The sequence below is a fragment of the Myxococcus sp. CA056 genome, assembly GCF_013336715.1.
Taxonomy (GTDB): domain Bacteria; phylum Myxococcota; class Myxococcia; order Myxococcales; family Myxococcaceae; genus Myxococcus; species Myxococcus llanfairpwllgwyngyllgogerychwyrndrobwllllantysiliogogogochensis.
Genome location: NZ_JABUMT010000001.1, coordinates 974,632 through 993,157, shown reverse-complemented (window position 1 = coordinate 993,157; position 18,526 = coordinate 974,632). Strand labels below are relative to the sequence as shown.

Genomic DNA, 18,526 nt, shown 5'->3' with positions numbered 1-18,526 from the left:
CCAAGGCTCCCCTCGTCACGTGAGTGGCGGTGGGGGCCGAGGCCCCAGGCCGGAAGGTTCCTTCTCCCGCGGAGGGGGGTGCCTTCCGGCCTTTCTGTGTGGTGTGTAGGACGGGGCTCAGTCCATGTTTCGCGCGCCGGCCGTGAGGGCCTCGCCGAAGTAGATGAGCGTCTTGGTGTTGTCCTCGCTGCTCTCGATGTCGAGGCACTCCAGCTCGCCGCTCTCGCTCTCGTCCGCGTAGATGCGTTCTGGCTTCTGGATGCGGTGGGTGATTTCGCCGCCCGGGCCGCCCACGATGATTTCGACGACGCCCTTGTCGCTGCCCTTCTCCTCGAGGCTGATTTCCACGAGCGGAAGCCCCTCGGCGAGCGGCTGGTCCCCCAGCTCCATGCCCTCCACCTCGATGCGAACCGGGTGCTCCTTCTCCATGGTGGAGAGCAGGGCCAGATAGTCCGCCCAGCCCTCCCGGGGAATCTCTCGCGTGTGGTCCGTGTGCGCCATGTGTGTGGCCCTCCGGTGTTGGCGTTCCCGGTAGACCGTAAGGCGCGTGCGGGCTGGATGAGAGACAGGCCCGCCTTCCTGCTCGCCACACGAGCCGCCGTCGGGCTCCCGGTGGCCCGCTGGCCCCAAGCGCGCTACTCGGTGAGGGAGCGCACCGCGTCGCCTTCCAGCACCAGGCGCACGGTGGAGGCGGTGCCCTGTCGGCCGAAGTGCTCGTAGGCGGTCTGCTCCAGCAGCGGGCCCAGCGTGGTGCGCAGGCCGCGCGCACCCGTCTCGCGCTTGAGCGCGCGCGCCACGATGTGCTCGCGCACGGAGGGCTCCACCAGCAGGCGCAGGCCCTCCTGCTCGAACTCGCGCTCGTAGGAGCGCAGCACGTGGTTCTGGAGGATGTCGCCCAGCGTGGCCGCGTCCAGCGGCGTGAAGGAGACCAGCCGGTTGAAGCGGCCGATGAGCTCCGGGATGAAGCCGTAGCGCGCGAAGGCCGTCGTCTGCTCCAGTTGCTCCTGGGTGACGGCCACGGCGATGGACTCCTCGCGCGCATGTTGGGGCTCACGGCCGAAGCCCAGGTGTTCGGTGCGCGTCATGCCCTCCGCCGTGGCGCGCAGCCCGCTGAAGGCGCCGCAGGCGATGAACGTGAGACAGGACAGCTCCAGGGTGTCCGGCTGGAGCCGGCTGGTGAAGCCGAAGTCCGGGGGGAAGTCCGCGCTGGCGGCGGACAGCAGATGCAGGAGGCTGCGCTGCACGCCGAAGCCGCTGACGTCCTTGGTCGTCTGTTGCCCCGCGAAGCGGCTGTCGGAGCGACTGGTGGCGAGCTTGTCGAACTCGTCCATGCAGATGACGCCGCACGCGGCCCAGTCCGAGTCCTTGTCCGCGACTTCATACAGGCGCGACAGGAGCGTGTTGACGTCGTCGCCCACGTAGCCCGTCTCGGAGAACTGGGTGGCGTCCGCCAGCACCGTGGGCACGGCGAGGATTTCGCGGAACAACAGCTCCACGAGGAACGTCTTGCCGGAGCCGGTGGGCCCCAGGAACATGCAGTTCTCCCGCATGCCCGGCTCGGGCGCGAGCCCCTCCAGGTGCAGCCTGCGGATGCGGCGCAGGTGGCGGTAGGCCAGCACGGAGGCCGCGCGCCGCGCCTCCTCCTGCCCCCGGTAGCCCAGGTCCGTGAGCCGCGCGTCGATTTCGCGGGGGGACAGGACCTCGATGGCCGCGACCCGCTCGCGGACATCCTCACCGCGAGGGACGGGCCGTGACTCCAGGCCATGGCGGGCGACAGTCATTCCAGACGGCTCCAAGGGAGGGTGGACCGGAAGGCTTCCGGGCCGGGCCGCATCATCCTGGCGGCCCGCGGCGTCCACAAGCAGGCCGACGACCTCGTGTCTCACGCGCTCGCGACACCGGCCCGTGGAGCGACTCACGGAGGGCCCCCTCGCGGGACGGGCGAGCGGGCACGGACGACTGCGCGCGCCGGGACAGGCTGCATAGCGTCCGGGGATGAGCCTTTCGACGCCAGTCACCACCCCCCTCGCGCTCGTGACGGAGCGCCGCAAGCTGCGCGAGTGGCGCTTGCTGTTCACCCGCCTCCCCACCCCCACCCGGGACTCGCTGCCGGGCCGCTACCGGGCCGAGCTGTTGGGGCCCGCCTGGTTCCAAGGCTTCGCGCACCGGCTGCTCGGCGTCCTGGGGATGCGCGGCTGGTGGGGCAAGGACATCGCCCCCGGGGGACGCGAGGGGGCCAATCTGGTGAACCGCGTGGGCGGCGTGTGGCGGGCCGTGCCGCTGGTGCTGCGCGAGGGGACGTCGCGGGTGGACGGGCGCACCTCGCTCCAGGTGGAGTACACGCCGGAGGTGGGGTGGCAGTGGCGTCCCTTCGTGGACGAGCTGCGCTGGCTGGAGGGACGCACGCTGCTGGCGATGACCCATCTGGAGTTGCCGGTGCTGCGCCGCCTCACGTTCCCCTTCCTGTTGCACCGCGAGCCCTCGCCCGCTTGAGCGGGCGGCCGACGTGAGGGGCCCCTCATCGCGTGAACGCCCACCCGTGAACATCTCTCATGGGAGAGTGGGCCTCGTCCGCGCACAAGTGCTCCCCTGATGCGTGCGGGCACATTACAGGAACACGAACATGGGTGCTCTGGCGGAGAAGGCGGACGCGAAGCAGGCGAAGGTTCCCTCGCTGGGTGCGTGGGTGGAAGCGGGCCCGAAGGTGCGGTGGCGGGTCTGGGCTCCCGGACACCAACGCGTGGAGGTGGTGCTGCACGACGCGCGCGGCGAGCCGGGGCGCGTGCTGCCGATGACTCCGGAGCGCGATGGCTATTTCGTCGCGGTGCTGGAGGGGCAGGGCGCGGGCGTGCTCTACAAGCTGCGCGTGGACGGCGCGGGGCCGTTCCCGGACCCGTGGTCCCGCTCGCAGCCTGGGGGCGTGCATGGCCCTTCGGAAGTCGTGGTGCCGGACTTCGCGTGGACGGACGCGGGCTGGAAGGGCGTGGAGCCCCAGTCGCTCGTCCTCTACGAGGTCCACGTGGGCACCGCCACGCCCGAGGGGACCTTCGAGGCGCTCATCCCCAAGCTGCCCGGTCTCAAGGAGCTGGGCATCACCGCGCTGGAGCTGCTGCCGGTGGCCAGCTTCCCCGGTACGCGCAACTGGGGCTACGACGGCGTGGACCTCTTCGCGCCCGCGCACGTGTACGGCGGGCCGAGGGGACTGCGCGCGCTGGTGGACGCCGCGCACGCGCAGGGCCTGGGCGTGGTGCTGGACGCCGTCTACAACCACTTCGGTCCGGACGGGAACTACCTGCGCGCGTACTCGCCGCACTACTTCACCGGACGCCACCACACGCCGTGGGGCGACGCGGTGAACTACGACGGCAAGGACAGCCGGCCCGTGCGGGAGATGGTGCTCTCCAACGTGGAGATGTGGATTCGCGACTACCACCTGGACGGCCTGCGGCTGGACGCGGCGCACGCCATCCTCGATGAGACACAGCCCCACCTGCTCACCGAAATCGCCGAGCGCGCCCGGGCCAGCGCGCCGGGGCGGCGAGTCATCCTCATCGCCGAGGATGAGCGCAACGAGCGCCGCCTCATGTTGCCCGCGTCCGACGGAGGCCACGGGCTGGACGGTGTCTGGGCGGATGACTTCCATCACCAGATGCGGCGCGCCTTCGCGGGTGACAGCGAGAGCTACTTCCAGGACTACACGGGCAGCGCGGAGGACCTGGCGCGCACGCTGCGCCAGGGGTGGTTCTACGAGGGCCAGGTGTCGAAGAACCAGGGACATGCGCGGGGCACGCGCGCGGAGGGCCTGGAGCCGTGGCGCTTCGTGCACTGCCTCCAGAATCATGACCAGGTGGGCAACCGCGCGCTGGGCGAGCGCCTGGGACACGACGTGTCCCCCGCGGCCTTCCGCGCGATGAGCACGCTGCTGCTGTCGTCGCCCTACACACCGCTGCTCTTCATGGGGCAGGAGTGGAACGCGAGCACGCCGTTCCTCTACTTCACGGACCACCACGAGGAGCTGGGGCGGCTCGTCACGGAGGGGCGGCGCAAGGAGTTCGCGGGCTTCGCTCGCTTCGCGGGTGAGCAGGTGCCGGACCCGCAGGCCGAGGACACCTTCGCGCGCTCCCGGCTCGACTGGAGCGAGGCCCAGAAGCCGGAGCACGCGGGCATCCGTGTGCTCTACCGCGAGCTGCTCCGCCTGCGCGCGACGGACCCCGTGATGCGGGAGGCTCGGCGCGGCGCATATGACGCGCGGGCCGTGGGGCCTCGGGCGCTGGTGCTGGAGCGGCGAGGGGGCGGGCAGGTGCTCCAGGTGCTGCTCGGCCTGGGCGGGACGGTGGAGCACCGCGTCCCTCCCGACGCCGAAGTGGTGTTGTGGAGCGAGGAGCCGCGCTTTGGCGGCGACACGCGGACGCCGCCGCTTCAGGACGGAGTCGTGCGCCTGGAAGGGCCGTCCGCCGTCGTGTTGCGCTTCAAGAGCCAGCAGTAGCTGCCCTTGCGTGCGGACGACCGCAGGCCCGCCCGAGGGCGTCGATGATGGGAATGACCTGTCGACCCCTCGGGTATTGGCGCTCGCAGTGTCCGAACGTTGAGTCATCAACACCGTGGGCGACGTGCCGCGAGGAGACCCTGAGCTCCCTGGCGCGAGTCGACGGAGGAAAGCCAACGCGCCGCGGGGGGAACGCGGCGTGCCGGGGCGGCGCTGTCCGTCCGGTGGGTCGTGGCCCTCGGTGGCCTCACTCGAGGTAGCAACTTGAATCCACACCACAGGACCTCATCCCGGCTGGGATTTCGCTGGCGCATGCCGTGCGGTGCGCTCGCGCTGATGGCCTTCGCGCTCTCCACGCCCGTGCTGGCCGCCGGCGGCTTCGTCGCTGTCACCGCCAGCGGGCATGACGGCAACGTGCCTGCCAACGCCATCGATGGAAACACCGCCACGCGCTGGTCCAGCGATGGCGTGGGACAGTGGCTTCGTGGCGACCTGGGCGCAGTGAAGTCGGTGAGCGCGGTGGACATCGCCTGGTTCCGAGGCAACGAGCGCGTCAGTCACTACGTCATCTCCACCTCCACGGATGGCTCCTCCTGGACGCAGGTGTCCTCGGGCAGTTCGTCCGGAAAGAGCACGGCGTTCGAGCGCGTCTCCTTCTCGCCGGTGAACGCGCGCTACGTGCGCATCACCGTCAATGGCAGCACGATGAACACCTGGGCGAGCATCTCCGAGCTTTCGGCCATCACCACCGACACCGGGACGCCGCAGCCCACGGGCAAGGACAAGTTCGGTGTGACGATGCTCTACCCCTCGAAGAGCGGGGGCGAGGCGTGGGCGCTGGCGGACAACGCGACGTCCGATGCGCGCTTCAATCCGCAGAAGACCATCACCCGTAACTCGGATGGTTCGTGGAAGATGAAGAACAGCGCGGTGCGGCTGCTCGTCTACACCTCCACCGGCTACGACGACCGGAAGATTCCCACGTATGACCGGGACGTGCTGGCGAGCCGGGGCTACATGCAGGCGGCCAATGACTGGCGCAACGTGGAGATGACGGGCTTCGTGAAGCTCAACGCCACGTCGGATGCGAAGGACAACTTCGACTGGTACGCGCGCGGCGGCAAGCACAACGACGACCACTCCGGCTGCGAGGGCAGCAGCTACAAGGCGGGCCTGCACTATGACGGCCGCGCGCGCTGGCAGAAGGAGACGTGGCACGTCTCCTACGAGCAGGCCTCCTACAAGACGGCGACGTCGGCGTTGAAGGGTCGCTGGGTGGGCTTCAAGGCGGTGATGCGCAACACCACCGTGAGCGGCAAGGAGGCCGTGCGGCTGGAGATGTACGTCAACGAGAACGCCGACAAGGTGACGTGGAAGAAGGTCTACGACATGGTCGACTCGGGCAGTTGGGGCGGTGATGCGCAGCACTGCGGCGGCGCCACCGGGGCCATGCCGATTACGTGGGGAGGTCCCATCGCCACGTTCCGCTGGGACAACGCCACCGACGTGGACTTCAAGTGGTTGACGGTCCGCGAAATCCAGCCGTGACGCCCAGGCGCTGACGCGGTGCTTCCAGGAGGGCGCGAGGGGCGGTGGCTCCTCGCGCCCTTGGTTCGTGGGCTGGCTTTTCGACAGGCCCACAGATGGAGGCCATCAGGACAGGCGCGGGCGGGGCCGGTGGGGCGAGGCGCTACCGGCTTCAGTTGGGGTTTGTCGGTGTCGACAGGGGCGGCGTCCCGTGCTCAGCATCGCGGCCATGAATGTCCAGACCGCCACCGAGTCCTCCGACCGCATCTGGGAGAAGGAAATCCTCCCGGCGCTCGAGCGCTACATCCGCATCCCCAACAAGTCGCCTGCCTTCGACCCGGACTGGGTGAAGGCCGGGCACATGGAAGCCGCCGTGCAGCTCGTCGCGGAGTGGTGCCGCGCGCAGGCGCCGCACCTGCCCGGCCTCACGCTGGAGGTCATCCGCCTCAAGGACGAGCAGGGGAAGGACCGCACGCCGGTCATCTACATGGAAGTGCCCGGCACGCGCGGCGACGACACCGTGCTGATGTACGGCCACCTGGACAAGCAGCCGGAGATGACGGGCTGGCGTGAGGGCCTGACGCCGTGGGCCCCCGTGCGCGAGGGTGACAAGCTCTACGGCCGTGGTGGCGCGGATGATGGTTACTCCGCCTTCGCGTCGCTGACGGCGCTGCGCCTCTTGCGCGAGCAGGGCGTGCCGCACGCGCGCTGCGTGGTGCTCATCGAGGCGTGCGAGGAGAGCGGCAGCTACGACTTGCCGGCCTACATCGAGGCGCTGGCGCCGCGCATCGGCAAGCCGTCGCTGGTGGTGTGCCTGGATTCAGGCTGCGCGAACTACGACCAGCTCTGGATGACGACGTCGCTGCGCGGAATGGTGGCGGGCAACCTGCGCGTGGATGTGCTCACGGAGGGTGTGCACTCCGGAGACGCGAGCGGAATCGTGGCCTCGTCCTTCCGCGTGCTGCGCCAGGTGCTGTCGAGGGTGGAGGAGGAGGGCACGGGCCGTGTGACGGTGCAGGGCCTGCACGTGGAGATTCCGAAGGAGCGGCGCGAGCAGGCGAGCGCGGCGGCGAAGGTGCTGGGCGAAGAGGTCTTCGGCAAGTTCCCGTGGATGCCGGGCATGCGGCCCATGTCGGACGACGGCGGGGAGCTGGTGCTCAACCGCACGTGGCGCCCGGCGCTGTCGGTGACGGGCGTGGACGGCATGCCTCCGCTGCAGAGCGCGGGCAACGTGTTGCGGCCCTTCACCACGGTGAAGCTGTCCATGCGCATTCCTCCGAGGCTGGAGCCGAAGTCGGCGCAGAAGGCGCTCAAGGACGCGCTGGAGAAGGATCCGCCGTACGGCGCGAAGGTGAGCTTCGAGGGTGACAAGGCCAGCGTTGGCTGGGATGCGCCGCCGCTCGCGAGCTGGCTGTCGCGCGCGGTGGAGTCCGCGTCAGGCACGTACTTCGGCCGGCCGGCCATGGCCATGGGCGAGGGTGGCACCATCCCCTTCATGGGCATGCTGGGTGAGCGCTTCCCTGAGGCGCAATTCCTTATCACCGGTCTGTTGGGCCCGGGCAGCAACGCGCACGGCCCCAACGAGTTCCTGCATGTCCCCACCGGCAAGAAGCTGACGTGCTGCGTGGCCAGCGTCATCGCGGACCACTTCAAGCGCTGACGTGGACCCAGGTGGCCTGGGGTACGCCTCGGGTCGCCTGTCAGTGTCGTCTGGTATTGCCGGGGGTGCCCGCCTCGCCGCGGGCCTCTCGCCAGGGCCTACCATGACGCTTCGTTGGGTGGTGTCGCTGCTCCTGTTGATGGCTGTCACTGGGTGCGCGACGGGCCGAGTCGTGCGGCTGGAGACCGGGGAGGACTCCTTCCTCGTCACTCCTCGCGAGGAGCCTGACGCGGAAGTGAGTGCGGCGGTACTCGAAGACGACGAATTCGAGGAGGCCCTCACCGAGCTGGCACGGGATGTTCCTCCCTCTCGCAATCCCATGCAGGTCGCGCGGGAGCGCTTCGGCGTTCCGTCCCGGAGTGGAGTGTATGGGTATGAGCGTGATTCCTCGCGACTCATCCCCCAGCGTGGAGGGGATGTGGATGGCCCCCGCCTGCTGGAGGACTACGCGGATGAAGCGCTGACGCGTGCCTACGGCCAGTGGTGCAAGCGGAAGGACCGACCTGGGGATTGCTTGCGCCTGCTGGACGAGGGCCCCCTGCTGGCCAGCGATGGCAAGTACACGTGGGCCCTGGCCATCGCCATGGACTCGGTGTGGGAGGAGACCTCCGAAGCACTGGAGGGCATGACGGACCCCCAGGCAGTCGTGGCTGGCATCGCCGCCTCCGCGACGATGTACCTGCTCTTGTGGTCGCTGCCCGAGCCGGTGAGTAAAGGCGTAGCGGCCACCTTGACGGCCTGCCTCATCGCCTACCTGGGCGTGGACATGGTGTGGAGCATGCTGGATGGGTGGCTGACGCTGGTGCGCCAGGTGGATAGGGCGACGAGCTTCGAGCAACTCCATGCGGCGGGTGAGGCGTACGGCGAGGTGCTCGGGGAGAACGCGGCGCGCGTCTTCGTCATGCTGGCCACAGTGGCCATTGGGAGCACAGCGGGGCTGGCGGCGAAGTCAGTGGGACTGCCGGGCTCCGCCCAAGCGGCCCTGGCCGTGGAGTCCCAAGCAGGCTTCCAGTACGCGGCCGTGGGCAGCGTGAGTTCGGTCGCCTTGACTGCCGAGGGGTTCACCATCGCGCTGGCCCCGAACGCCGTGGCCATGGCGAGCCGGGGAGGGCGTAGCGAGCGTCATCACATCTCCACGAACAAGAACGACGTCTCCGCCGCGCGCGGAGGACCCTGGACGCCAAGGTTCAGGAAGCTGTTCGCAAGGGCTGGGATGAAGTTGAAGGACCCCGAGAACGTTGTTGAAGTCGTGGGCCACAAGGGGCCGCATCCGCAGCGCTATCACGAGTACGTCCATGATCGACTGAAGGAATCATTGGGAGAGTGCCGCAAGGTGGAAGATTGCCGGAAGGCCCTGTTGGATGCGCTACGCGATCTCGCCAGAGAAGCGCAGACCCAGGGAACTAAAATCCACAGGCTTTTGACTCAAGACCGGTGAGGAATCTAGGAAGTCCGCCATGTCGAATCCGTCGCGGTATTTCAGGCTCAGAGAAGACGTGCGGGGTGGGTATTGGTACCTGGGAGACCCGCTCGATGAGACGGGCACCGAGGTCGAAGACATCTGGCAGTTCGCCCGGGGGCGGCCCATCGAGCTTGCGGGTCGCCTGAAGTTTCCCATCAGTGATCCTGGAAAGTGGTTGGATTTCTGTACCGCGGGAGTTGGCATGGCTCCCATTGTCCATGTCCGAGTGGCCAACCTCTTCGCGGAGCTGGCGCCCGATGATGTGCAATTGATTCCCGTCGATGTCGAAGGTCGCCCGGAACAACATGTCATGCTCGTCGCCACGAAGCTGATCCGGTGCATCGATGACGAAGCCTCGGAAGAGGCATTGTATTGGAAGCCCGAGGATGAGCGGCCGGACAAGCTGGGCCAGTACCGCAGCGTCGACGGGATGCGCATCGACCTCACGAAGCTGGGCGGCGCGAAGGTCTTCCGCACCTGGGGCTGGTCCATCGCCCTCATCGTCTCCGAGGACATCAAGCTCGCCATGGAACGCGCCAAGGTCACAGGGGCGAAGTTCGAGGAAGTCTGAGCGGAGGGTGCGGGCCTCACCGGAAGTGTCACATTCAGACGACACACGCGCCCCACGGGGCACCCTCTCCGCGCTTCTGCCGACAGTCGCCAGGGCCCCCAGGGAGGTGCGTCACACCGGCTCTGTTTCATAACCCGCGCTTGGGCTGAACCTCTCGCCACACGGGTTGCTAGACATTGCGGCGTAATTCTATGTCACGCACCCCACCCGGACGGTGGTCAGGCGATTCGCTCGCGTTGCTCCTCGACAGGTAGTCCCTCTCCCGGCTCCGACCGTGTGCCCCCGCACGTGGACACGTCCCCATTCACCCCCAACGGAGCCAGACAATGAATGTCATCAAGACGCCCCCGGTCACCACCAAGGAAGGCCAGCTGATAGGCAAGGTGGAAGGGAAGGTTTCCGTCTTCAAGGGCATCCCCTACGCGAAGCCGCCCGTGGACAGCCTCCGCTGGCGCGCGCCGGAGCGCATCCCCGCATGGTCCGGCCCCCGCGAGGCGCTCGACTTCGGTCCCTCCGCGCTCCAGTCGCGCGAGGCCTGCATCGCGGGCGGCGGCGGTGACCCCGGGAAGATGGCCGAGGACTGCCTCTACCTCAACGTCTGGACACCCAAGACGGACCCGGGCGCGAAGCTGCCCGTGCTGTTCTGGATTCACGGCGGCGCCTTCATCATCGGCACGGGCCGCGTGCCTCCCTATGACGGCACGCAGCTCGCCGCCCGCGACGTGGTGCTCGTCACCTTCAACTACCGCCTGGGACACCTGGGCTTCTTCATGCACCCGGAGCTGGAGAAGGAGAACCCGGGCGGCCCGGCCAACTTCGGCATCCTGGACCAGATGCTCGCGCTGGAGTGGGTGAGGAACAACATCGCCCAGTTCGGAGGAGACCCCAGCAACATCACCATCATGGGCCAGTCCGCCGGCGCCAAGAGCGTGCTGGCGTTCTTCACCTCGCCGCTCATCCGGGAGAAGAACCCCTTCCGCCGCGGCGTGGCCATGAGCTCCTACGTGCTCCAGGAGAAGTCCGTGGCCGACGCGAAGCTCGCGGGCGTGGCCTTCGCCCACCATCAGGGCGTCCCCTGGCAGCAGGCCACCATGGAGAAGCTGCGCAAGCTGGACCCGGAGAAGTTCTGGGCGCTCCCCTCGGACAGCGGCAACGCGCCCAGCCCCATCTACGGGGACTCGGTGCTCCCCCAGACGATTCGCGCCAGCTTCGAGGCGGGCTCGCAGCTCAAGCTGCCGCTCATCCTCGGCAGCACGAGCGATGACTCGAGCGTGGTGTCCTCGTTCGGCATCGACCCGGCCACCATCATCGAGAAGCTGGGCCCCCTGGGCGAGATGATTCGCCAGCTCTACCCCGACGTGAATGACGACCGGGAGATTGGCCGGCGGATGTGCCGCGACTTCGTCTTCTCCGTCACGCCGCGCCACCTGGCGTCCTTCCACTCCCACCATGGGGCCCACGCCTGGCGCTACTACTTCGAGTACCGCGCGAAGGTGCTCGCGCCCCGGCAGCCCCTGGGCGTGCCCCACGGCGGGGATGTCTCCTTCTTCCTGGAGACGGCGGACCACGTCCCGCCGACGGGAGACCTCTTCGGGGACGAGGACCGGAAGTTCACCAGCAACCTGGTGGACTCCCTTGTCCAGTTCCTGCGCACCGGCACGCCAGGGCCCGTGGGCGGCGTCGCCTGGAACGAGCACACGGCGGAGAGCGACAAGCTCTTGAGGTTGGATACCACCGTCAGGATGGTGGACAACTTCGAGGGGCCCATCCTGGACGTGGCCCAGATGGTCATGCCCCTCATCGACTCCTTCGCCAAGCCGCCTCCGCCCGCGCTGCCGAAGGCGTCTTCGACTTCGTCGACGTCGTCGACGGCCGCGAAGGGCAAGTCGCGTCCGCAGGCCACCCCCTAAGAGGGCCCGCGGACCCGGGCCGCCGCCTCAGCGGCCCGTCTTGATGCCCAGGTTCCCACCCTGCTGGGAATTCCCGGGGCGCTTGGTGCTCGTGGTGCCAGGGGACTTGCCGCCCTGGCGCCGCAGCTCCAGCCGCAGCTCGTCGTCCGCGGCGGAGACCTCGCGCGTCACCGGCTCGTAGCCGTTGAGCGCCAGCGTCACCGCCACCATGGGCGCGCCCTGCTCCAGCTCCAGCTTCATGGGCGTCACGCCGCGCTCCTCGCCGGCGATGCTCACCGTGGCGCCGGGCGGCTCGGTGATGACGGGCAGCTCCACCATCTTCACCGGCTCCGGCGTGGGCTTGGGTGGAGTCGGGGGCAGCTCGCGCTCCACGTGCACCTGCTGCGTCTGCGTCGGCGGTTTCTCCGGCAGCGTCGCCGCGCCCGCCGGTCCGCGCAGGAAGATGACGGCCGCGGCCGCCACCAGCAACCCCGCGCCCGCCGCGACGACGGGCACCCACGGAATGCGACGCACCTCCGCGCTGGGCGCGCGCTCCATGGGCGCGGTGCCGCGCGTGCGGTCCTGCACCACGGGGCCTCCGACGGCGGCCGCCAGCTGCTGCCGCGAGCGCGTCCCCGGCGTGACGTTGCGAGGTTGCTGCCGAGATGCGGACGTGCGCCCTCCCGGGCCCCCCACGCCGCTGAGCGACGAGTTGGAGCGCGAGTCCAGGTCCGCGTCCTCCGCGAGCTGGTCCAGCTTCGCCGGGTCCGTCTCCGTGGAGATGCGGTCCGCGTACAGCTCCCGCAGGTACGCCGACAGGTGCGCGCTGCTGGAGGGCAGCCGCAGGTTGAGCGTGTAGTCCTCCAGCGCCAGCCGGAAGGCGCCGCAGTCCGGGTAGCGCTCGTCCGGCGTGGGCGCCAGCGCCTTGAGCACCACTTCGTCCAGGCCCGGCGGCAACTTGGGGTTGAGCTGCGAGGGGCGCGGAACCTGGCAGTCCTTCACCAGCCGCAGCGTCATCAAGTCCGAGTCACCCTTGAAGAGCCGCTTGCCCGTCAGCATCTCCCACATGACGACGCCCAGCGCGAACAAGTCACTGCGCGCGTCGATGGCCAGGCCGCTCGCCTGCTCGGGGGACATGTAGGGGTATTTGCCCTTGAGGACGCCCGTCGCCGTGTTGGCGCTGCTGGTGGCAGCCTTGGCCACACCGAAGTCGATGACCTTCACGCCTCCGTCGAAGCCGACCAGGATGTTCTGCGGTGACACGTCGCGGTGTACCAGCCGCATGGGCCGGCCCTGGACGTCCCGCGCCTGGTGCGCGTAGTGGAGACCCGCCGCGGCATCCGCGATGACGCGCAGAATCAATCCCACCGACATCGGCTTGTTCTGCGCCCGGGAGAACTTCTCCAGACGACGCACATCGTCACCCTGGACGTACTCCATGGCCAGGCAGTGCCGACCCTCAATCTGGGACAGGTCGAGGATGGTGATGAGGTTGGGGTGGGTGAGGCGGGCCACCAGCCCGGCCTCATCCAGGAACATGGAGAGGAACTCATCATCCTCCGCGAGGTGCGGGAGGATGAGTTTGAGGACCACCAGCCGCTCGAAGCCCGTTCCGTGCTCACGGGCCAGAAACACCTGTCCCATGCCTCCCGAGGCAATCTTCCGCAGCAACTCGTACTTACCGAATGGCACCGCCATGATGTGCTCGGGAGAATATCTCCCTTTCTCACCGTGCGGGAAATGACCGGTCGGCTGTCACCCCACATTGACACGGGACAGTGAAGGTCTGGGTGGGACTCACGCCTTCATCCTGTAACCCGAGCGGAGCACGAAGTACACGACGACGGTGGCCACCACGGCGACGCCGGCGAGGATGCCGCCGCCGAACAGGGGCGAGTACATGCTGCGGCCGAGCATCCCGTAGCGCAGCCCCTCCACCATGTAGACCATGGGGTTGAAGAGGCTGATGGTGTTCCAGGGCGCGGGCAGCTCGCGCACGGAATAGAAGACGCCGCCGAGGAACGTGAGCGGCAGCATGACGAAGGTGGGGAAGAAGTTGATCTGCTCGAACTTCTCCGCCCACACGGCGGCGAGCATGCCCAGCACGCTGAAGACGTAGGAGGCGATGAGCAGGAAGTACACGGCCACCCACGCGTGCTCCAGGCTGAAGCCGGTGAAGGCGCCCGCCACGGCCCACGTCAGGCCGCCGACGACGAGGCCGCGCACCATGGCGCCGCCGATGAAGCCCGCCATCAGCTCCCCGGGCCCCAGGGGCGCCACCAGCAGGTCCACCACCGTGCCCTGAATCTTGGTGATGAACAGGGACGAGGAGCTGTTGAGGAATGCGTTGTTGGCGATGCCCAGGAAGACGAGGCCCGGCACGATGAAGTGCAGGTAGGGCGAGCCCTCCACCTCGTGGACGCGGCCGGAGATGCTGTAGCCGAAGACGATGAAGTACAGCGTGGTGCTGATGAGCGGTGAGAGGACGGTCTGCCCCGGCACTCGCATGAAGCGCCGGACCTCCTTCACGAACAGCGTCTGCATCCCGAGGACGTTCATGGTGGTGTCTTTGCGTGGCGCACGCCGCCTTCGCGCGCCCGTGACGGGCCTCGCGGTGGGGCGGGGGCGCGGAAGAAGGGAAGGGGGTCAGGCGGCCTGGGGCGAGGGACGTCCCCGGAGGACTTCCAGCAGCACGTCCTCCAGGCGGGAGCGACGCGTCTCCACGTCGGCGATGGGCAGCCCTTCCGCGTACAGCACGCGCAGCAGGTCTCCGGCGGGGGCCACGCCCTCGCGCTCCACGTAGGTGAGCGAGCGGCCGTCCTCGGACAGGCGCGGCGTGAAGCGGCGCGTGGCCTCCGACAGCGTCGTCTGCGGCTCCTGGAAGGTGACGACCACGCGCTTCTCGCCGAAGCGGCGCAAGAGCGTGGCCTTGTTCTCCACCATCAGCAGGCGGCCCTCGTTGATGATGCCCACCCGGTCCGCCAGCTCCTCGGCCTCTTCCAGGTAGTGGGTGGTGAGAAGGATGGTGGTGCCCTCCGAGGCGAGCTTGCGCACGTACGTCCAGAGGTCGCGGCGCAGCTCCACGTCCACGCCCGCGGTGGGCTCGTCCAGGAAGACGAGCTTGGGCTTGTGCACCAGCGCCTTGGCGATGAGCAGCCGGCGCTTCATGCCGCCGGAGAGCGCGCGCGTGAGCGAGTCCTTCTTGGTGTGCAGGTTGAGGGCGGTGAGCACCTCGTCCACCCGGGCCTCGTCCTGGCGCTGCCCGTAGAAGCCCAGTTGGATGCGCAAGGACTCCGCGACGGTGAAGAACGGGTCGAAGTTGATCTCCTGTGGCACCAGGCCCAACTGGTAGCGGGGGCCCACCGGGTCCTGGTCCAAATCCTTCCCGAAGACGCGGATGGTGCCGGCCGTCTTGCGGACCAGGCCGCACACACTGCCAATCATCGTCGTCTTGCCCGCGCCGTTGGGCCCCAGCAACGCGAAGATTTCTCCGGGCTGGATGGTGAGGTCCATCTGCTGCAACGCGGTGAAGTCACCGTAGCGCTTGGTGAGCCCCGTGAGCTCGAGGGCGGGAGTGGGCGTCGACATGGCGCGCTTCTCCTAACACCTCGGACCTTCGCCGTCAGAACTCCCTGCCCCGCCGTGAGACGCGTCCGCCGCGGGTCGCGCCGGGTCACACTCCGCGTGGCGGCTCGCGTCATGAAATAGTGGCTTTCCACAATGTTCTTGTTTTGACACGGTTGAGCCTCCACGCCGGCCCGGAGGTGGGGAGGCGCGGGAGTCCCCCGAGGGACGCGGCGCCCGAAACCGGGAGTCTTCCAACGGAAGCTGGGGGTACCTCATGCCAGGTCTGCAACGCGCGAGTGCGCGGGCGTTCTTCACTTTGAGTGCGATGGTGGTCGCGGTGGCGTGCAGTCGGGAGCCGGCCGCGCCTGTTCGCGCGGACACGACACGCGGTGTGGCGCAGGCGGCGCAGAACGATGGAGCGGAGGTGCACAACCACGTCTACACGCAGGCCTTCGGGTCGGGCTGGGCGGGGCGGGTGTACCTGCCCAACGTGGAGCTGTGGGTGCGCAATGTCGCGACCAGCGTGGACAGCGTGCACGTGTTCTCGGACGTGCATGGCTTCTTCGGGGTGCCGCGTCAGCCGGCGGGAACGTACCGGCTGTGCTGGAGCGCGCCGGGCTTCGTGAGCGGATGCCAGACGACGAACTTCAGCCTGGCGGACGAGACGTTCGTCATGCCCATCCACCTGCCGCTGGTGCCGGTGCGGCCGCTGGTGTGGGGACGGGCGCTCCTGCGCGATGGCTCGGTGCCCCTGTCGCGCAACAACTTCCTGGGCGTGAATGTCGCGGCGCGGGTGCGGCTGGTGAATCCGGCCACCAACGCCACGGTGTCCTCGGAGGTGCAGGTCAACGCCCTGGGCCAGTACGCGGTGGGTGATGCGCCGGCGGGAAGCTGGAACGTGGTGGCGCGGGTGGAGGCGGAGCTTGCGGCGGCGTCGGTGCAGGTGGGCAGCGTCGTGGTGCGGCGGGACCTGACGTTCCGCAACGCGCGGCCGGTGCTGCGCGCGCCGGTGGCGTGGCGGGGCACGCAGGCGCTGCGCAACGCGCAGCCGGGTGAAACGCTGCGACTGACGGCGCTGGCGAGCGATTCGGATGGTGACGCGCTCACGTGGCGCTGGGTGGCGTCCGCGGGCTCGGGCGCGGTGTCGGCGCAGCCCAACGCGGACGTGCTGTGGACACTGCCCTCGGCGCAGGGGCGCTTCAGCGTCTGGGCGGTGGCCTCCGACGGACGTGGTGGCGTGGCGACGAGCGAGGTGCGCGTGAGCACGCAGGGGCCGGTGGCGTACTTCGGTGGGCAGGTGCTCAACGCGCTGAACCAGCCGGTGGCCGGTGCGCGGGTGACGGTGGGAAACAAGGAGGCCATCACCAACGCTCGGGGCGGCTTCCAGCTCATGGTGGAGGAGTCGGCGCGGTACGTGCTCAACGTGCGCGCCACCGGCTTCCAGCTCCTGTCTCGCGTGCTGCTGGACCAGGCGCCGGACGGGCAGTACCGGCTGGTGCCCGCGCAGCGCTTCACGCTGATTCCGCAAGAGGAGATGACGCTGGAGGCGAGCGTGTCGGGCGACCAGCGCCCCGTGGTGCTCAGGCTCCAGGCCAACTCGCTGGTGGATGCGGAAGGCAATCCGGCGAACCAGCCGCTCACGGCGTGGCTCGCGCCGGTGGACCTGAGGGACCCGGAGGGCCGCATGCCCGGAGACCTGTCGGCGGTGACCCAAGAGGGCAACGTGGTGACGCTGACGAGCTTCGGCGCGCTGGACGTCAACATCTTCGATGACGAGGGCCGTCGCTTCAACCTGCGCAAGGAGACGCCCGCGCAGGTGTTCTTCCCCGTGGACCCGAGGCAGGCGGAGCTGCCCGCGGGCCTGCCCGAGTCCATGCCGCTGTGGTTCTACGACGAGAGCAAGGGCGTATGGGGCGAGGAGGGCACGCTGTTCCTGCAGGGGGACTCGTACGTGGGCGCGGTGCCGCACTTCTCCGTGTTCAACGCGGACATCGTCTCCACGGGCGCGGACTGCATGCGCGTGCACATCGACACCGGGCGGCTGCCGGTGCCGCTGACGGTGCGCCTCACCATCCCCAACGGGACCATCACCCCCACCGTGTACACCACCACCCTGGATGCGGCGCTCAACGCCGTCACCCGACTGCCGGCCAGCACCGTCATCAAAATCGAGGTGCTCGACTCCAACGGGCTGGTCATCAGCACCGCGACGGTGAACCCGACCACGGGGCCGGGCAACGCGGGCACCAACGACTTGACGGTGCCCTATCCGTACTCCGTCTGCACGTCGGACGTGACGCTGACCTTGGGCGTGCCCACCGGCACGGACTTCCTCAACAACTACGGCGATGGCTCCGCGGTGACGGCGGCGGCCTACTACGCGGCCATCGACCCGGGCAGCGCGAAGCTGACGCTGGCCACGTGGAAGACGCTCAACGGCTTCGGCGCGGACGACGCCACGGCCTACTACTTCAACAACGGGGACCTGGGCTTCGGGCGCAGCATGCACATGAAGCGCGCGGGAGCGAACCGGGCCTTCTATGTGACGAACCACGCCAGCGTGGACTTCGCCACCGCCAACGTGGCGCCCATCGCCACGGTGGCCATGGAGTACAGCCCTCATCCGACGCTGCCGGGCGCGCAGTACACGAAGTTCTACGTCTTCGACGCCGTGGGCAACCGCGTGGACCGCGCGGACCTGGACGGCAACGGCGACAAGTACGTGCCCCATCTGTGCAACGTCTGCCATGGCGGAGACCCGTTCTCCGCGGACCCGCGCGGGGACCTCAACGCCCGCTTCATCCCGTTCGACTTGGAGAGCTATCGCTACTCCACCATCGAATCGCCGCCCGTCAGCGGCATCTTCCCGTTCTCCCGCGCGAGCCAGGAGGCGCAGTTCCGGGAGCTGAACAAGGCGGTGCTGGAGACCAACGTGACGACGACCATCCAGGAGCTGGTGCAGGGCTGGTACGGCGGGGCCACGCTGCCCTCCGCGACGCAGAACTCCACCTACGTGCAGCCCAACTGGGCGCTGGCTGGCAAGACGAACGAGTACCTCCAGGTGCAGGGGCCGTCATGCCGCGCCTGCCACAGCACGCGTGAGAACCAGTTGAGCTGGCGGTACTGGAGCCTGGCGGGCACGAACAACGACTTCCAGGAGCGGGGCAGCATCTACTTCGCGGTGTGCTCGCCGTTCCGGCGCATGCCCCACGCCAAGCGCACGTACCAGAACTTCTGGCTGAGCACGACGCCGCACCAGCCCAACGTCCTGGGCAACGCGGGCATCTCCGGGTGGACGCCCGCCGACCCGTGCCCGTTCTGAGTCTCGGGTGAGGTGAAGCGGACCGACACCGCCTCCGGGGGT

13 protein-coding genes are annotated in these 18,526 nt (G+C 68.7%); 8 read left to right on the top strand and 5 right to left on the bottom strand.

Annotated elements, in window-relative coordinates; genetic code table 11:
- Nucleotides 1-117: 117 nt before the first annotated feature.
- Together HUA76_RS04010 and HUA76_RS04005 are read right to left on the bottom strand one after the other, a co-directional pair.
- Nucleotides 118-501 (bottom strand): DUF5335 family protein, encoded by a 384-nt coding sequence (locus HUA76_RS04010; RefSeq protein ID WP_141648847.1) that lies wholly within the window; start codon nt 499-501, stop codon nt 118-120.
- 134 nt (nt 502-635) lie between these two features.
- A complete protein-coding gene (locus HUA76_RS04005) occupies nt 636-1,781 on the bottom strand; it encodes an AAA family ATPase (RefSeq protein WP_141648846.1) in 1,146 nt (381 codons plus the stop codon).
- 214 nt (nt 1,782-1,995) lie between these two features.
- Between HUA76_RS04005 and HUA76_RS04000 the strand changes: the two genes are divergently transcribed.
- The 7 genes from HUA76_RS04000 (at nt 1,996) to HUA76_RS03970 (ending at nt 11,616) form a co-directional block, all read left to right on the top strand.
- Nucleotides 1,996-2,493, top strand: coding sequence for a hypothetical protein (locus tag HUA76_RS04000; RefSeq protein WP_174456933.1), 498 nt, complete (start codon nt 1,996-1,998; stop codon nt 2,491-2,493).
- Between the two features lie 130 nt (nt 2,494-2,623).
- On the top strand, nt 2,624-4,486 hold the full coding sequence (treZ, locus tag HUA76_RS03995; RefSeq protein ID WP_174460041.1) for a malto-oligosyltrehalose trehalohydrolase: 1,863 nt from the start codon (nt 2,624-2,626) through the stop codon (nt 4,484-4,486).
- 312 nt (nt 4,487-4,798) lie between these two features.
- Nucleotides 4,799-6,034: a discoidin domain-containing protein gene (locus HUA76_RS03990; protein WP_174460040.1), complete on the top strand. Its 1,236-nt coding sequence runs from the start codon at nt 4,799-4,801 to the stop codon at nt 6,032-6,034.
- Nucleotides 6,035-6,242: 208 nt separating this feature from the next.
- Nucleotides 6,243-7,673, top strand: a complete 1,431-nt coding sequence (locus tag HUA76_RS03985; protein ID WP_141648488.1) for a M20 family metallopeptidase — start codon at nt 6,243-6,245, stop codon at nt 7,671-7,673.
- A gap of 103 nt (nt 7,674-7,776) precedes the next feature.
- Nucleotides 7,777-9,111, top strand: coding sequence for an AHH domain-containing protein (locus HUA76_RS03980; RefSeq protein ID WP_174460039.1), 1,335 nt, complete (start codon nt 7,777-7,779; stop codon nt 9,109-9,111).
- 19 nt (nt 9,112-9,130) lie between these two features.
- Nucleotides 9,131-9,706, top strand: a complete 576-nt coding sequence (locus HUA76_RS03975; RefSeq protein ID WP_174456929.1) for an imm11 family protein — start codon at nt 9,131-9,133, stop codon at nt 9,704-9,706.
- Nucleotides 9,707-10,032: 326 nt separating this feature from the next.
- Entirely contained in the window at nt 10,033-11,616 is a 1,584-nt protein-coding gene (locus HUA76_RS03970; RefSeq protein WP_174456928.1) for a carboxylesterase/lipase family protein, read from the top strand.
- 27 nt (nt 11,617-11,643) lie between these two features.
- Here HUA76_RS03970 and HUA76_RS03965 read toward each other — a convergent pair whose 3' ends face one another.
- From HUA76_RS03965 to HUA76_RS03955, 3 genes are all read right to left on the bottom strand, one after another.
- A complete protein-coding gene (locus HUA76_RS03965) occupies nt 11,644-13,293 on the bottom strand; it encodes a serine/threonine-protein kinase (protein WP_174456927.1) in 1,650 nt (549 codons plus the stop codon).
- A gap of 99 nt (nt 13,294-13,392) precedes the next feature.
- Complete coding sequence (locus HUA76_RS03960; RefSeq protein WP_141648493.1) at nt 13,393-14,154, bottom strand: ABC transporter permease; 762 nt, start codon at nt 14,152-14,154, stop codon at nt 13,393-13,395.
- 87 nt (nt 14,155-14,241) lie between these two features.
- Nucleotides 14,242-15,183: an ABC transporter ATP-binding protein gene (locus HUA76_RS03955; protein ID WP_141649503.1), complete on the bottom strand. Its 942-nt coding sequence runs from the start codon at nt 15,181-15,183 to the stop codon at nt 14,242-14,244.
- Nucleotides 15,184-15,487: 304 nt separating this feature from the next.
- Here HUA76_RS03955 and HUA76_RS03950 point away from each other — a divergent pair, with 304 nt between their 5' ends.
- Complete coding sequence (locus HUA76_RS03950) at nt 15,488-18,484, top strand: carboxypeptidase-like regulatory domain-containing protein (RefSeq protein WP_174460038.1); 2,997 nt, start codon at nt 15,488-15,490, stop codon at nt 18,482-18,484.
- The last annotated feature ends 42 nt before the right edge of the window (nt 18,485-18,526 follow it).

Excerpts from the sequence above, each read along its gene's own strand:
- HUA76_RS03980 (WP_174460039.1), top strand. The coding sequence starts at position 7,777 with ATGACGCTTCGTTGGGTGGTGTCGCTGCTCCTGTTGATGGCTGTCACT.
- HUA76_RS03975 (WP_174456929.1), top strand. The coding sequence starts at position 9,131 with ATGTCGAATCCGTCGCGGTATTTCAGGCTCAGAGAAGACGTGCGGGGT.
- HUA76_RS04010 (WP_141648847.1), bottom strand. The coding sequence starts at position 501 with ATGGCGCACACGGACCACACGCGAGAGATTCCCCGGGAGGGCTGGGCG.
- HUA76_RS04000 (WP_174456933.1), top strand. The coding sequence starts at position 1,996 with ATGAGCCTTTCGACGCCAGTCACCACCCCCCTCGCGCTCGTGACGGAG.
- HUA76_RS03950 (WP_174460038.1), top strand. The coding sequence starts at position 15,488 with ATGGTGGTCGCGGTGGCGTGCAGTCGGGAGCCGGCCGCGCCTGTTCGC.
- HUA76_RS04005 (WP_141648846.1), bottom strand. The coding sequence starts at position 1,781 with ATGACTGTCGCCCGCCATGGCCTGGAGTCACGGCCCGTCCCTCGCGGT.
- treZ (WP_174460041.1), top strand. The coding sequence starts at position 2,624 with ATGGGTGCTCTGGCGGAGAAGGCGGACGCGAAGCAGGCGAAGGTTCCC.
- HUA76_RS03985 (WP_141648488.1), top strand. The coding sequence starts at position 6,243 with ATGAATGTCCAGACCGCCACCGAGTCCTCCGACCGCATCTGGGAGAAG.
- HUA76_RS03955 (WP_141649503.1), bottom strand. The coding sequence starts at position 15,183 with ATGTCGACGCCCACTCCCGCCCTCGAGCTCACGGGGCTCACCAAGCGC.
- HUA76_RS03990 (WP_174460040.1), top strand. The coding sequence starts at position 4,799 with ATGCCGTGCGGTGCGCTCGCGCTGATGGCCTTCGCGCTCTCCACGCCC.
- HUA76_RS03965 (WP_174456927.1), bottom strand. The coding sequence starts at position 13,293 with ATGGCGGTGCCATTCGGTAAGTACGAGTTGCTGCGGAAGATTGCCTCG.
- HUA76_RS03970 (WP_174456928.1), top strand. The coding sequence starts at position 10,033 with ATGAATGTCATCAAGACGCCCCCGGTCACCACCAAGGAAGGCCAGCTG.
- HUA76_RS03960 (WP_141648493.1), bottom strand. The coding sequence starts at position 14,154 with ATGAACGTCCTCGGGATGCAGACGCTGTTCGTGAAGGAGGTCCGGCGC.